Annotated in this window: 13 protein-coding genes; 6 read left to right on the forward strand and 7 right to left on the reverse strand. The window is 32.4% G+C overall.

Annotation, left to right across the window (positions count from 1 at the left end; genetic code table 11):
* Nucleotides 1–2: 2 nt before the first annotated feature.
* Nucleotides 3–1,511 (reverse strand): peptidylprolyl isomerase, encoded by a 1,509-nt coding sequence (locus tag OEW78_RS01545; RefSeq protein ID WP_300323099.1) that lies wholly within the window; start codon nucleotides 1,509–1,511, stop codon nucleotides 3–5.
* Nucleotides 1,512–1,583: 72 nt separating this feature from the next.
* On the opposite strand from OEW78_RS01545, the gene OEW78_RS01550 reads away from it, so the two are divergent.
* Both OEW78_RS01550 and cbiE read left to right on the forward strand, forming a co-directional pair.
* Entirely contained in the window at nucleotides 1,584–2,075 is a 492-nt protein-coding gene (locus OEW78_RS01550) for a hypothetical protein (protein ID WP_300323101.1), read from the forward strand.
* 2 nt (nucleotides 2,076–2,077) lie between these two features.
* Nucleotides 2,078–2,791 carry a precorrin-6y C5,15-methyltransferase (decarboxylating) subunit CbiE gene (gene cbiE / locus OEW78_RS01555; RefSeq protein ID WP_300323103.1) on the forward strand — a complete coding sequence of 238 codons (714 nt, stop codon included), beginning with the start codon at nucleotides 2,078–2,080 and terminating at the stop codon, nucleotides 2,789–2,791.
* On the opposite strand, the gene OEW78_RS01560 is transcribed toward cbiE, so the two are convergent.
* Together OEW78_RS01560 and OEW78_RS01565 are read right to left on the reverse strand one after the other, a co-directional pair.
* Nucleotides 2,788–3,681, reverse strand: coding sequence for a hypothetical protein (locus OEW78_RS01560; RefSeq protein WP_300323105.1), 894 nt, complete (start codon nucleotides 3,679–3,681; stop codon nucleotides 2,788–2,790). The genes cbiE and OEW78_RS01560 overlap by 4 nt on opposite strands.
* An 89-nt stretch (nucleotides 3,682–3,770) precedes the next feature.
* Nucleotides 3,771–4,304, reverse strand: a complete 534-nt coding sequence (locus OEW78_RS01565; protein ID WP_300323107.1) for a stage II sporulation protein M — start codon at nucleotides 4,302–4,304, stop codon at nucleotides 3,771–3,773.
* Nucleotides 4,305–4,380: 76 nt separating this feature from the next.
* On the opposite strand from OEW78_RS01565, the gene OEW78_RS01570 reads away from it, so the two are divergent.
* On the forward strand, nucleotides 4,381–5,826 hold the full coding sequence (locus tag OEW78_RS01570; protein ID WP_300323109.1) for a DNA-directed DNA polymerase II small subunit: 1,446 nt from the start codon (nucleotides 4,381–4,383) through the stop codon (nucleotides 5,824–5,826).
* On the opposite strand, the gene OEW78_RS01575 is transcribed toward OEW78_RS01570, so the two are convergent.
* The gene (locus OEW78_RS01575) at nucleotides 5,803–7,005 is read right to left on the reverse strand and encodes an AAA family ATPase (RefSeq protein ID WP_300323111.1); all 1,203 of its coding nucleotides are present in this window, start codon (nucleotides 7,003–7,005) and stop codon (nucleotides 5,803–5,805) included. The two genes, OEW78_RS01570 and OEW78_RS01575, sit on opposite strands and share 24 nt — an antisense overlap.
* A 488-nt stretch (nucleotides 7,006–7,493) precedes the next feature.
* Here OEW78_RS01575 and OEW78_RS01580 point away from each other — a divergent pair, with 488 nt between their 5' ends.
* The gene (locus OEW78_RS01580; RefSeq protein ID WP_300323113.1) at nucleotides 7,494–7,880 is read left to right on the forward strand and encodes a hypothetical protein; all 387 of its coding nucleotides are present in this window, start codon (nucleotides 7,494–7,496) and stop codon (nucleotides 7,878–7,880) included.
* A 4-nt stretch (nucleotides 7,881–7,884) separates the two neighbouring features.
* On the opposite strand, the gene OEW78_RS01585 is transcribed toward OEW78_RS01580, so the two are convergent.
* From OEW78_RS01585 to OEW78_RS01595, 3 genes are all read right to left on the reverse strand, one after another.
* Entirely contained in the window at nucleotides 7,885–8,046 is a 162-nt protein-coding gene (locus OEW78_RS01585; RefSeq protein ID WP_109877580.1) for an AbrB/MazE/SpoVT family DNA-binding domain-containing protein, read from the reverse strand.
* A gap of 122 nt (nucleotides 8,047–8,168) precedes the next feature.
* Nucleotides 8,169–8,771, reverse strand: a complete 603-nt coding sequence (locus OEW78_RS01590) for a winged helix DNA-binding protein (protein WP_300323287.1) — start codon at nucleotides 8,769–8,771, stop codon at nucleotides 8,169–8,171.
* A 125-nt stretch (nucleotides 8,772–8,896) separates the two neighbouring features.
* On the reverse strand, nucleotides 8,897–9,259 hold the full coding sequence (locus OEW78_RS01595; protein ID WP_300323116.1) for a hypothetical protein: 363 nt from the start codon (nucleotides 9,257–9,259) through the stop codon (nucleotides 8,897–8,899).
* Between the two features lie 64 nt (nucleotides 9,260–9,323).
* On the opposite strand from OEW78_RS01595, the gene OEW78_RS01600 reads away from it, so the two are divergent.
* Nucleotides 9,324–10,076 (forward strand): geranylgeranylglyceryl/heptaprenylglyceryl phosphate synthase, encoded by a 753-nt coding sequence (locus OEW78_RS01600; protein ID WP_300323118.1) that lies wholly within the window; start codon nucleotides 9,324–9,326, stop codon nucleotides 10,074–10,076.
* A gap of 12 nt (nucleotides 10,077–10,088) precedes the next feature.
* Nucleotides 10,089–13,466, forward strand: a complete 3,378-nt coding sequence (locus OEW78_RS01605; protein WP_300323120.1) for a DNA polymerase II large subunit — start codon at nucleotides 10,089–10,091, stop codon at nucleotides 13,464–13,466.
* Nucleotides 13,467–13,468 lie beyond the last annotated feature (2 nt).

Genomic DNA, 13,468 nt, shown 5'->3' on the forward strand with positions numbered 1-13,468 from the left:
AATTATTTTCTAATTTTATAGATAATTATTGTAGGTGCTATAAAATACATTCCAATGTTAAGAATAATCAGACTAATTCCATAACCTAGAACTGATTCTTCTGAATTTACATCTACATAATTAAGAATTGATAGGGATGTAAGTAGTGGTGTTAGGGTAATCTTTACTGCTTCCTTGAAAAGAGGGTTTTCACGTTCTAAATCTGCAATCATAGGTGAAAATGAGTAATAGAATTGATTAAATCCGCTCATAAATGCAGTACCTGATTTTGTTGATAAGATGAGATTATCTCTAATCTCTCTTAATTGTTGAACTTGAGGAGCTAATTCTGAACCATATGTTGCAGTTGCAATTAGACAGCCACCACCTTCTTTATTTTGTGATAATATTTCAAATGAATCAATTGTTTCTTCAAATCTTGGAAGTTGTGAATCAAATTCGTTAACTCCATTGCTATATGCAAATGTGTAAACTTTTTCCGTATCAAAAATCATAATTTCTCTGAATTTTACATCAAAACTTTCATTATTTGAAAAGAATGTACCTATTGCATTTATCGCATAAGCTTGATTTCCATTAACAGAAATTTTTTCTTGTGAAATTATGTCTAGGTTACCTGCCTCTACAACTTGCTTAATTGTTTCAGTTTTATTGAAAATAAGATCATCCATAGTTCTTTGATTGGTTTCTTCTACTGTTAATGAAATCACAGGATTTATGGCTCCAATTTTTGGTCCTACTGCTACTACGTCAGGAGAATTTGGTGTTGTTTTATTTGGAGTTTGTAATAACCACCCTTCAGGTACACTAAATCCTATTTCATGCTCAGTGCTTTCATATTTTTGATTACCAGTAGATGGAGTAATGGTTGATTCAGTACGTTCTGGTTCTTGTAATTCAAGAATATTTGAGACTTCTGAACGATTAACTATTGTAACTTTAGTAATTCGTACTTGTTCAGGATCTTGTGGTCTGTCTTGAGTAGTTTCCACTGATGCAATTTTATCTAATGTTTCAAAACTTTCTTCAGTTATAATTCTACCAAATACAGTATATTGTTCATCAAGAAAATTTGAGTCAGCATGCACGATAAAGAATTGTGAGCCACCACTGTTTGGATCAGCAGATCTTGCCATTGAAACAATTCCTCGATTATGTTTTATTGTGTTAAATTCAGCATCCACACTTGTTTTTGGGCCACCAGTTCCCCAAGTACTAGGATCACCTTCTATTGTGTTTGGATCGCCTCCCTGAATCATAAATCCAGGAATAATTCTATGGAAAAGAGTTCCATCATAAAATCCAGATTGAGATAATTTAATAAAATTTTCAACGTGTTTTGGTGCATCATTATAAAAAAATTCTATTGTAATGTTTCCAAGATTGGTCTCTAAAACTACTACAGGATCTACAAAGTTAATTTTGTTAATCTCATTTTCTTGCGCAAATGTATAGTTTCCAAAACTAACTAAAAGTAATGAAATTGTCAAAATTAGGAAGATTTTATTCAATATTTTTTTCCATAAATTCTTACTTAAAAGCTAATTGTATTGATTTTTAACAAAGTCAAATAAATCAAGTACATGGAACCTGAAGAAAAGATTCAGGCACACATAGTTTCAGTGTGGAGAGAATCCAAGAAATTCTTTTCAATTGGTGGGAAAGAAGGTATGTTGGTATTAACTGACAAACATTTGATGTTTATTCATAAGACAGAAGCTAAAATGAATTGGTGGAAAGCTATTACTCAAAGACAAGTAATCAATTTTATTAAATCAAAAAATACAATGATCCGCCATGATGGGTATAATGAAGAAGATTTGATGAATGATTGCGAAGATGACAGGAATATTGAGTTAGGGTTTGATGATATTTCCAGTATTAGTTTTACAGAAAAAGATTGGGGAAATTCATTACAACTAGAATATCAAAAGAATGGAAAAGATGAGAAATTTCAGTATTCAATAGCCCAAGACTGGGTGAAATATCCTGTAAAAGAGCCTACAAAATACATGAAAGTGGATTGGAAGCCTTTTGTGCAATATATTAAAGACAGACAGAAATTTACAAAATAAAATTGAAGGTTTATGCTGTAGGTGTCGGGCCTGGTTCTCCAAAATATGTGACAGAAATAGTGAAAGAGATTATTCAAAATTGTGATGTAGTTATCGGTTACAAATACACTCTAAAAACTATTGAAGAGTTGATTGTAGGAAAAGAAATCTATGAAATTACTATGAATGATCAAGAAGATTCCTATCAAAAGATTCTGCCAGAGCTTGGTGACAGAACATTAGTGATTCCATTTACAGGCGATGTAAATTTTTCAGAATCAGAAGTAGTTGACAGATTAATAGAAATTTTTGGCGAAGTAGAAATTATTCCAGGCATTAGTTCAATTCAAGTTGCTGCATCAAGAGCAAAGGTTCCTCTTGATAAATCAAAAGTAATTACAATGCATGTAACTACTCCAATTGAAGATAAAAAATTAGAATTACAAAAGGCATTGATTGATGGTTTTAGTGTTGTTTTGGTTCCAAGACCTTGGCCAAAACAACCAGATAAGCATTTTATGCCTTCTGAAATAGCCATTTATCTTCGAGAATATGGTTTTGATACTGAAAAGATGAAGGTTCATGTTTTTGAGGCAATAACCACTGAGAATGAAATATGTTTTGAAGGTACGGTAAAAGATTTGGAAGAGAAAGAATTTTCTGATTTGTCGGTAATGGTGTTCAACCAAGTAAGTCTTGATTCATATATGAATTATAGATGGCAGTGGGAGAGTTAATTTCCTTGTTTATTTTTTGATGTACCAAACGAAACATTATCCACGTTAGGGAAACTTGCTACTTCAATTTTCATATAATTATAGTCTGGATCATATAATTTGTAAATTCCTATACCATCAAATGTAATATTAGCAGATTCGCCAGGTGCAATATATCCAGTTAAAATTCTTCCATCAGGTGTAAATGGATTGTATCGATCACCATACTTTTCTTTTCCACTAATTATGCTATGTTGTACTACATCATCATTTACTAAAGTAATAGTAGTACCTGGCTGTACTGAAAGTCTATCAATAGAAAAGAATCTAAGATAACTTGAGCTGTCAAATCCAGGAACAGTGTTATCAGTTTTTTGTGCAGATGAACCTCTAAGAATGTGAATAATTAGATTTGATTTTTCAGTGTCTGTTGAAGTTGGTGTGATTTTAGAAAAAGTTGACAGTTTTGTTGTGTAAATAATCTTATATGTTTCATCAGATGTCGTAATTCTTCCAGTAAAACCATAAATTGATGCATCTTTACTTTCTTCAACTAGTCTTCCAAAAAAGCTAATTGATGTATCAAAACCAGTTGAACTTTCAACTAGACCATTTATTCGAATATATTTTCCTTCACGTAAAAATTTTCCTTGTAAATTGGAAATTACAAATTCTTCATCATTTAATGTGATAAAACCATCATGTACAAGAAAATTAATCGTACTTCCACTCTGTTTTTGAGAAGATAGACCAAGATCAATTTCCGATATTTTGATAATTTCCTCAGTTACAGCAAATCCAGATCCTTCTAAAAGAAATGCTTGATTTTCAGAAATTTCCGCAAATGAGGTATTTGCAAAATATCCAGATGAAATCAAAAGTAAAACTAATAGTGAAATGGTTGCTTTCATGATTAAATTCTCATCTAATTTGGTTTATAATTTGCTACTAAATTATTTTAGACTGATTAGGCAAAACGAGAGGAATTAAAGATCAGAATTCAGGCATTGTTCATTAGACCTTCTTTTTGAGCTATTTCTATCATGTAAAATTCAATATATCCACCAGCTAAAAGAAGACCCGTAACAATTCCAATTTCAATTAATGTTGGTTTGATAAATGGCATCAAATCAAATTTTTTGAGAATTGCTCTGATCAAAATAAAACTCCTAGAAATTCCAAGAGAATATGCTACTAGTTCGATTAAACCAAACGGAGAAAAGAAAAGAATTGACAGTGGTGGAATCTCACCAATTTCTGGTGCAGTAAAGGCTATTGATGCAAATGCAAATCCTGTAGACCATGAAGCAAATAATCCCCATACAATCCCAAATCCAGGAATAAACATTGGAAGAGCTATGGTCAAATTATGTGTAAATATTCCAAATGCATCAATATCCAAAACAAGTGCTTCAAATTCTGCCATAAATGCATCTGCTTCCTCTTCAGTAACAGTAGATAATGAGCCGATTTGAAATAAAGCTGCAAAAAGCCCTAAAAATACAAAGAATGAGATAATTCTAAGTTTATTCACACAGCATAATATTATGAACAATATTTGAGGGTTGGTGCAGGCGCAGATTTAATTAAACCAGATTGTACTTTTTGATATGAAAAAGGAACTTACTTTTGCATTAAATTATGCGTTAAACAAGGGATTCCAGATTCATCCGGACGCTTTTAAAATTTTAGAAGATATAGATGTAAAAAAATTGGAGAAGATAATAAAAGAAATAGTCAGAGAGAAAACTAGACAAAAATTATTCCAGATTAATCAAGATGATTTAGAAACATATCTTGGAATTAAAGACGATCTTTCATTACAAAATGAAATTAAAATATTATCAGATCCTACAAGTAAGATAACTTCAGGTGAAGGGGTAAAAGGATACAATGCATTATTTTCTAGTCGTTTTAACAAACTTAAACGAATTATTTCAGACAGACCAGAGTCAAAAATGCTCAAATCTGCAGCATCTCTAAAAAATACAAAAATTGAAGATGATTTGTATGTTTGTGGATTAGTTTCAGTTAGAAGTTCTGAGAGAAACATCACAAAAATCGTTCTTGAAGACCCATCAGGCTCATTTGAAGGCATTATTTTTGATGAGGAATTACAAAAAACTGCTGGTACTTTGTTATTGGATCAATTTGTAATGGCAAGAGTAGGTTCGGCTAAAAACTCTGGATATATCATCAAGGATTTAATTTTGCCAGATATTCCAGAACAGGCTAAAAACAAGTCAGAAAGTGAAGCATATGCCGTATTTCTTTCTGATTTGCATATAGGAAGCAGATATTTCATGGAAGAAGAGTTTTCAGATTTTGTATCATGGATCTCTAGTCCTGATCCAATTGCAAAGAAAATTAGGTTTGTCTTGATTGGAGGTGATGTTGTAGATGGAGTAGGAATCTATCCAAATCAGAATAAAGAACTGGTATGTCAGACAATCCAAGAACAGTTAAAAAAAGCAGAGGATTTGATTGACAAAATCCCAAAAAATGTAAAGATCATCATAATGCCTGGAAATCATGATCCTGGAAGAAGAGCACTACCACAGCCAGCCATACCTCAAAAATATAATTCTGGTTTGTGGGAAAGGGAAAATGTGTTTATGGTGGGTAATCCTGCCGTAGTCTCATTAAATGGAGTTAAGGTTTCAATGTTTCACGGACAAAGTATAGATGATATTGTAAAGACCACCCCAGGTCTAAGTTATGATAGACCTACAGATGTGATGAGACATCTTCTTAGAGCAAGACATTTGAGTCCAATTTATGGTAACCAGACACCGATAGCACCTGAGATGGAAGATCTTATGGTAATTCAAGATATTCCAGATATTTTTCACGTCGGTCATGTCCATAGAGCACAACTAGACATGTACAAGGGAATTTTATTGATAAACTCAGGTTCATGGCAAAAGCAAACACCATTTCAAGCCAGTGTTGGGATGACACCAAATCCAGGAATTGCTATTTTAGTAAATCTCAAAACTTTCCAAGTTTTCCATCAAAACTATAGTTCTAATTTAGATAATATCTTGCAAAGTTAGATCGTCTTTGAATGTTTTTTTTATCATTTCAGACGATATTGTAAGTTTGTATTTTTTTGTCCTGCCATGAATTCCTTGATGAATTAGTCTTCCTGAAATTATTCCAGATAATTCAATTTCACTGAGCATTTGTGTTATTCTTCTTTGAGTTAGCTCGTCTTTTCCAACTGCCTTACAGAGATTTTTGTAAGATGAATAAATCTCGCCTGTAGAAGAACCATTTGCCTTCATTATTGCAATAAGGACTAGTTTTTCATGTAGTGGAAATGATTTGAGAGATTTTTCCTCTTTATTTTCTTCCATTTTTTGAGAGGCTTCTCTCACATGTTCAACAGTGACTTTCTCTGATTGTTGACGTTCAGCAAGTTCTCCTGATACTCGAAGTAAATCTATTGCTCGTCTGGCATCACCGTGTTCTCCTCCAGCAAGTGCGGCAATGAGATTTAGTGCGGGTTCATCTACTGAATTTGCAACAAATGATTCATTGATTCTTTCTTCAAGAATTTTTTTTATTTGTTCAACATCATAGTTTGTAAATACAATCTCCTCTTCTCCTAGGCTGCTGATTACCCTAGGATCCAATCTTTCTTTAAATGTCAAATCATTTGAAATTCCAACCAAAGTTAGAGAACCTTGTGTTAGACGTTCATTTGCTCTAGTGAGTTGATAGAGTATATCCTTGCCTGTTTTTGCTACTAATTGGGCTAAATAATCAATTTCGTCAATCACAAAAATTGCGTTAAGTTTTTCTTCATCTATTTTTGTTAGTAATCTTTTGAATACCACGCTGATTGCCAGTCCATTTGAGGGTAATTCCTTCTCATTTAGGCCTAATTGCCTGCCTAGACTCACTAATAATCCATAAAGGGTTGTTTCTTCTTTAGAATTAGAATATATTAATTTAATTGGAAAGTTTGATTTCTCTACCCTTTCTTGAATTTTTGAAAGAACTTTTTTCACAACCAAGGTTTTGCCTGTACCTGGTTTTCCATATACTAGAAGATTTGATGGTCTGGATTTTTTCAAAATAGGTAACAATGATTGAGTAACTTGTTCTTGTTCAGATTTTCTATGTAAAATAATTTCTGGAATATATGTATAATGAAGAATATCTCGATTTTTTATTATTGATTTTCCTGATTCTGCAGCATCTAACATATCATCTATAGGATCAGACATACTCACACACCTTTGTTTCCTCTCAACACTAACACAATCATATCTGAATTAAGAGAGTATAGAATAGAATAGTAATTGTAGTTTAGTTTGTAATTAATTATTTTTAGTTAGTTTTAGATTTTCTAATAAAAAAATTAAAGAAAAAGATAGAGTGGAAATATTGGTGTGTGGGTTGTCCTTGATTGAAATTAAGTTAACATTTGTGTTAAGTTGGTGTTAAAAAAAACCAAAAAAACCCAATTTAACCCCTTTATTTCCATTCCAGGCGTTAAGGTGAATGTTAACACTGTGAATATCATCAAAATAACCCCTTTATTTCCATTCCAGGCATGAAAATCTATTAAATTAAAGGGTTTATTGAGAGTTAACTGTTAACAACAAAAAATAGGTTAGGCACGGGTTAGGCAGTCAATGTTAACAAACCATTTAGTTAACAAACATTCTTGGATCATTTGAACTGTTAACATTCGATCCATTAGATCTCAAAGATGGCTAAAAAAAGGATTAGAATAGACATGGAAGATTCTGATGGAGCTCGTTATGATATTAAATTAGAAGGTAATGTTACCAGAGACAAAGTCCTCAAAATCTTTGAAATGATGGACTTGATGAATATTGAAGAAGAACAAGAGGTTACAAATATGGATTCTGTAGGTTCTAAAATTTGGAATATAGTGGATAAATTCTTCCCAATGGGCAAATTTACCTCTACAAACATTCTTGAAAAATATGAAGATGAATATAATGAACCTGTAAAACTCAGTGTAATTTCCACATATTTGTCAAGATTTTCCACAAAAGGTAGGGTAAATAGGACCAGAACAGGCCGAGAATGGACATATCAAACCATTAAACTAGCGCAAAAACAACAATAACTAATCAAGAAATAGTAACTTTTCTAATCAATAATCGATCTTTTCCCAAAATTACTTTGACATATTCCCCTTTTTGAATATCCATATACTTTCTAAACTGTTTTGGAATAGAAATTGTTCCCGCAGAAGTGATTTTTACCAACACTTCATTGTCTTGGACTGACATAATACCACTATAAATTAATAATATATATAATTTATTAAATTATCTAATTATATTTTCATTATAAAATATGGCTAAATTACTCAAAATATTGTAAATTTACTATAAAAAATTCTTAAATTATTCTAATCTGAAATTGGATTGACTTCTAATTCTCCAACTTTTGCCATTCCTTTTTCAGTAATTGAATAAGTATATGGTTTTGATTCTGTGTTTCTTTGTACATATCCATCTTCAAACAACTTTTTCATCAGGCGTGAAGTATGTTCCCTACTTTTCTTTAATGTGATTTGTATGTCACGTGATGTCATAGCCTTGTTTGTGATTAGATGCAACACATAATCAATTGGGTTTGCAGGCGTAATAGTTGGTATTTTTGGTGTTGAAATCACTTTTTCAGGTACAACTTCTGGTTTGCTAACAACCTCAACAGGTCTTTCAGGAGCCTCATTCTTTGCCAATTTTTCTAAGAATTTTTTTAATTCCAAATTAGGATCCTCTGCTTTTTGTTCTATACCTTGAATTTCTAATGCATCTAGGCGTATTTTCATATCTATCAACTGCCTTTCGTAATATTCTAATCGTTCAGTTTGGGTTGCATCAAATACTTCCTTCTTAATTTTCACGAATGGACTTATCTTGAAATATGCATACAAACCTAAAATCCCCACAATAAATGCTAAAATCACAGACAAAATCACTTCAGGTTCAGGAATTTCCACTAACATCACAACATCTATGCCTGCATTGTGATTTATTGTGATAGAACAACATTATTTCACACTTTAGATTAACAAACCACACATAATCACAAACAAAATCATTTTGTTACTTTACTAGATAATCACATACATCATATATTACATGCCTGACGAATGAGCCTATCTATCACACTTATCACTTCATCTTCTCTTTCAGGAAAAATATCACTCTCATTTATCACACTAATTTGCTCAGAAAGTTTTGAAATCACATCTATATCATCAGGTAAAAGTATGCCTAAACCACGAAAAAGTATGATTGAATAGAATAATCCGATTAATTTGTCTCTAGATTGACCAACCTGTCTATAATACGCACCTTTACTAATAGGAAAACTTGATTCTAGAAGATCTTTCTGATTTAAAATAATTTCAACTTGTCGCTCTGTAAACAGTGATTTTTTGATAATTTTACGTATAATATTGTTAAAATTAGATCCTTCAGACTTGTTCATAGCTATACAAATCTGTATACAGTATTCCAATTAAACTTTAAAGAGACATCTACAGACATTCTTTATGACTGAAAACAAAGTAGAATCATTCCTAAAATCAGAATTAAAAAAGAAAAATGCATTATTGTTTGTATTAATCGACTCTGAAGTGTCAAATCTAGAGGCATCAAGCAAGCTTGCTAAAGATGTGGAGAAGATTGGGGCTTCAGCAATTTTAGTAGGAGGCTCATCAGCAACTGATCAAATTGAAATGGCTCAGGTAGTAAAAGGAATCAAAAAAGGTCTAAAAATTCCAACTATTCTATTTCCAGGTAATGTTACAGGTGTTGTACCAGATGCTGATGCAATCTTATTTAGTTCACTAATGAACTCTGAAAATCCATATTTTATAACACAAGCACAGGCTTTAGGAGCTCCAAGTGTCCTTAAATTTGGATTAGAACCACTTCCAACTGCATATTTAGTGATTGGAGATGGAACTTCTGCCTGGTTTGTTGGTTCAGCAAGAGGAATTCCATTTGAAAAACCAAAAATTGCTGCAGCCTATGCTCTTGCAGCTCAATTCCTTGGCATGAGATTTGTATATCTTGAAGCAGGTTCTGGTGCAAAGACTAACGTTACTCCTGAAATGGTAAAGACAGTCAGACATGTATTTAATGGATTTTTGATTGTAGGTGGAGGAATTAAAGATGAAAAAACTGCTGAAAGTCTAGTTAAAGCGGGAGCAGATGCTCTAGTAATAGGAACCTTCCTAGAAAAGGGAGGAAGTATCAAAAAACTCGAAAAAATAGCAAAAGCAATTCAAAGAAGTAAGTAAAAAGACTGTATTATGTCCAAAAATGATTCAACATCTCGAATTAGTAATACCGAGATGCCTGATTACTATCTTAATTACTATTCTAGCCTCTCAGATGAGGTATATTCAATTTTTGAGCATGCGGCATCAGCTAAATCTAGTCTTACAGATTCCTCAGGTAATATTGAGCCTAAAATAGCATTTGATTTGGCTGATAGAGTTGCAAAAATGCACGAAATCGATATCGCCGAACCATTAAGAGAAATTCTAAAAATCAATGGAAAAGAACTCTCGGCATTAATTTTAGCAAAAGAGATTGCTTTAGGCAAATATTGTCTTCCAGACGCTACTTTAGAAGACAAATTAGATCTTGCAGTCCGTGTAGGATTAGCGATAATTACTGAAGGAGTAACTATTGCACCATTACAAGGAATTAGTGAAGTAAAAATAAAAAAAAATAAAGATGGAACAGAATATCTTTCTGTTTCTATTGCAGGACCAATGCGTTCAGCGGGTGGAACTGAATCTGCAGTTACTCTACTAATTGCAGATCATGTTAGAAAGATTGCTGGCCTTTCAAAATTTCAAGCAAATTCTTTTGATGATGAAACTGGCAGATTTGTTGAGGAATTAAGAATCTATGAAAGAGAAGCTAGTAGCTTTCAATTCCATATTTTAGATGAAGATATTGAACATGTAATTTCTAATCTTCCAGTTGAACTAGCTGGTGTTGACACTGATCCATATGAGGTTGTAAATCATAAATCTATGGCTAGAATCCAAACAGACCGAGTAAGGGGAGGTGCCTTACGTGTTTTAAATGATGGATTGATTGGAAGATCAAAAAAACTCCTCAAAAGAATCGAATTGTATAATCTGGATGGCTGGGAATGGCTTAATGATCTTAAAGGAGCAGTTCAGACTGGGGAAAATCAGGAAGATGCAGCTGCAAAAAGAATGCGTGAAGTGATTACAGGCAGATCTGTATTATCAATGCCTAACAAATTAGGTGGATTTAGACTGAGATATGGAAGAGCATGTAATACGGGTTTTGCAGCAGTAGGAATACACCCAGTAATTGCAGAAATTCTTGATCATACTGTAGCAGTAGGTACTCAAATCAAAATTGACATTCCTGGTAAAGGAGCAACTATAGCATTTGTTGATTCAATTGATACCCCAACTGTTCGTCTCAATAACGGAAATGTTGTAAAGATTCTAGATGTAAAACATGGATTAGAAATCAAAAATGACATTGAAAAAATTCTACATTTAGGTGATATTTTAATTTCATTTGGTGATTTTTTAGAAAATAACGCACAATTAATACCCTCAGCATATGTAGAAGAATTTTGGATAGAGGAACTAAAACAAAAAATTGAAAAATATGAACCAAATGATCAGTACCTAAATCAATTTCTAAATAGAATTCCAACAATTGATGAAGCACTAAAAATTTCACTTGATTTTAAAATTCCACTTCATCCACATTATCTATATTTCTGGGATAAAATATCGTCTAAAGAACTCCTCAAACTTTTAGAACCTAAAAATGTCAATGAAACATCAATCGAATATTCAAATGATGTAAAAAAAATTCTTGAAGATTTAGGTACTCCTCATAAAATTGAAAACGATTCAATTATTCTTGAACACCAAGAAGCAAAAATTTTCTTTAATGTTTTATTTAAAAAGAAACCATCTATTGATGATTTATCAGTACCAAAAATTCTAACTAAATCATCTGGCATTAAAATTAATAATAAATTCTCAACAAGCATTGGAGTTAGAATAGGAAGACCAGAAAAAGCAGCAGCTAGACAAATGAAACCTGCAACACATGTATTGTTTCCAGTTGGTGAGAAAGGTGGACCTACTAGAGATCTTCTTAAAGCTTCTAGAACTGAACATTTTTTTGCTAATATTTACAATCGACATTGTAAAAAATGCAATCAACCATCTATTGGAATTAAATGCTCTATTTGTGGCACAAAAACTTCTATCACATACAGATGCACAAATTGCAGAGATACTCTTAAAGAACCATTTTGCGAAAAATGCAAGCGTAAATCCCCTGCTCATTCACATAAAGAATTTCCATTAAAAACTAGGTTACTTTTAGCTCAGGAAAAAATGGGACTTCGTGCTAAAGAACCATTCAAAGGAGTAAAAGAACTCATCAATCAAGATAAAATTGCAGAACCTCTTGAAAAAGGACTTGTACGACAAAACTTTGGATTAACCACTTTCAAGGATGGAACCGTAAGATTTGATGCAACAAATTCTCCATTAACACAATTTAGACCATCATGGATTGGTACATCAATTGAAAAACTAAAAGAACTTGGGTATACTCATGACATTGACGGAAATCCAATTGAGTCTGAAGAACAAACTATAGAACTTCGTATGCAAGATGTGATTATACCATATGAAAGTGGAAATTATCTAGTCTCAACTTGTAAATACATTGATGTCTTATTAGAAAAATTCTATGGCAAATCTGCATTTTATAATGTAAAGAATTCAAAAGAGCTTATTGGACATTTGATAATTGGTTTAGCTCCTCACACGTCTGTAGGAATAGTAGGCAGAATCATAGGATATACTGAAACTCATGTTTGTTTTGGAACTCCTAATTGGCATTCTGCAAAAAGAAGAGATGCTGATGGTGATGCTGATTCAATAATGCTATTAATGGATAGCCTACTTAATTTCTCAAGACAATTTCTATCTGATAGAATAGGTGGATTGATGGATGCACCATTACTTGTTCAACCACATGTTTTACCACATGAATCTCAACCACAAGCACATAATCTTGAAGTCACAAAAATACTTCCTTTGGAATTCTTTGAATCTACATTTAAACAAGTAAAAGCTTCTGATGTGACCTCAATTGAAATTATTAAATCTCGGCTTGAAACTAAAAGACAATTTTATGATTATCATTTTACGCACAAAACTTCATCATTAACAACTTCAAAATCAAGAAGTGCATATTCCACACTTGGTTCAATGCTTGATAAATTTGACATGCAAGTTAAAAATGCTGAATTAATCAACGCTGTAAATACATCAGAGATTGTTTCGAATGTAATTTCAACACATCTTGTTCCAGATCTAATGGGAAACTTAAGAGCATATGCTAGACAGAGCTTTAGATGTACTGCATGTGGAAAATCATTTCGTAGAATGCCTCTTATCCAAACTTGCGTTTGTGGTCACAAATTAATTGCCACAATTACTAGGGGCTCAGTAGAGAAATATCTAAAACTTGCAAAAAGATTAGTTGAAAAATATGATGTGGGTGAATATCAACAAGGAAGAATTCTTGCTTTATCAGATGAAATAGAATTAGTGTTTGGTAAAAGTAGAGGAGATCAATCCTTATTGACAGATTATTCGTAAAT

It is taken from the genome of Candidatus Nitrosopumilus sp. (assembly GCF_029882185.1).
GTDB lineage: Archaea > Thermoproteota > Nitrososphaeria > Nitrososphaerales > Nitrosopumilaceae > Nitrosopumilus.

Excerpts from the sequence above, each read along its gene's own strand:
- OEW78_RS01570 (WP_300323109.1), top strand. The coding sequence starts at position 4,381 with ATGAAAAAGGAACTTACTTTTGCATTAAATTATGCGTTAAACAAGGGA.
- OEW78_RS01560 (WP_300323105.1), bottom strand. The coding sequence starts at position 3,681 with ATGAAAGCAACCATTTCACTATTAGTTTTACTTTTGATTTCATCTGGA.
- OEW78_RS01585 (WP_109877580.1), bottom strand. The coding sequence starts at position 8,046 with ATGTCAGTCCAAGACAATGAAGTGTTGGTAAAAATCACTTCTGCGGGA.
- OEW78_RS01550 (WP_300323101.1), top strand. The coding sequence starts at position 1,584 with ATGGAACCTGAAGAAAAGATTCAGGCACACATAGTTTCAGTGTGGAGA.
- OEW78_RS01605 (WP_300323120.1), top strand. The coding sequence starts at position 10,089 with ATGTCCAAAAATGATTCAACATCTCGAATTAGTAATACCGAGATGCCT.
- OEW78_RS01575 (WP_300323111.1), bottom strand. The coding sequence starts at position 7,005 with ATGTCTGATCCTATAGATGATATGTTAGATGCTGCAGAATCAGGAAAA.
- OEW78_RS01590 (WP_300323287.1), bottom strand. The coding sequence starts at position 8,771 with ATGTTAGTGGAAATTCCTGAACCTGAAGTGATTTTGTCTGTGATTTTA.
- OEW78_RS01580 (WP_300323113.1), top strand. The coding sequence starts at position 7,494 with ATGGCTAAAAAAAGGATTAGAATAGACATGGAAGATTCTGATGGAGCT.
- OEW78_RS01595 (WP_300323116.1), bottom strand. The coding sequence starts at position 9,259 with ATGAACAAGTCTGAAGGATCTAATTTTAACAATATTATACGTAAAATT.
- OEW78_RS01600 (WP_300323118.1), top strand. The coding sequence starts at position 9,324 with ATGACTGAAAACAAAGTAGAATCATTCCTAAAATCAGAATTAAAAAAG.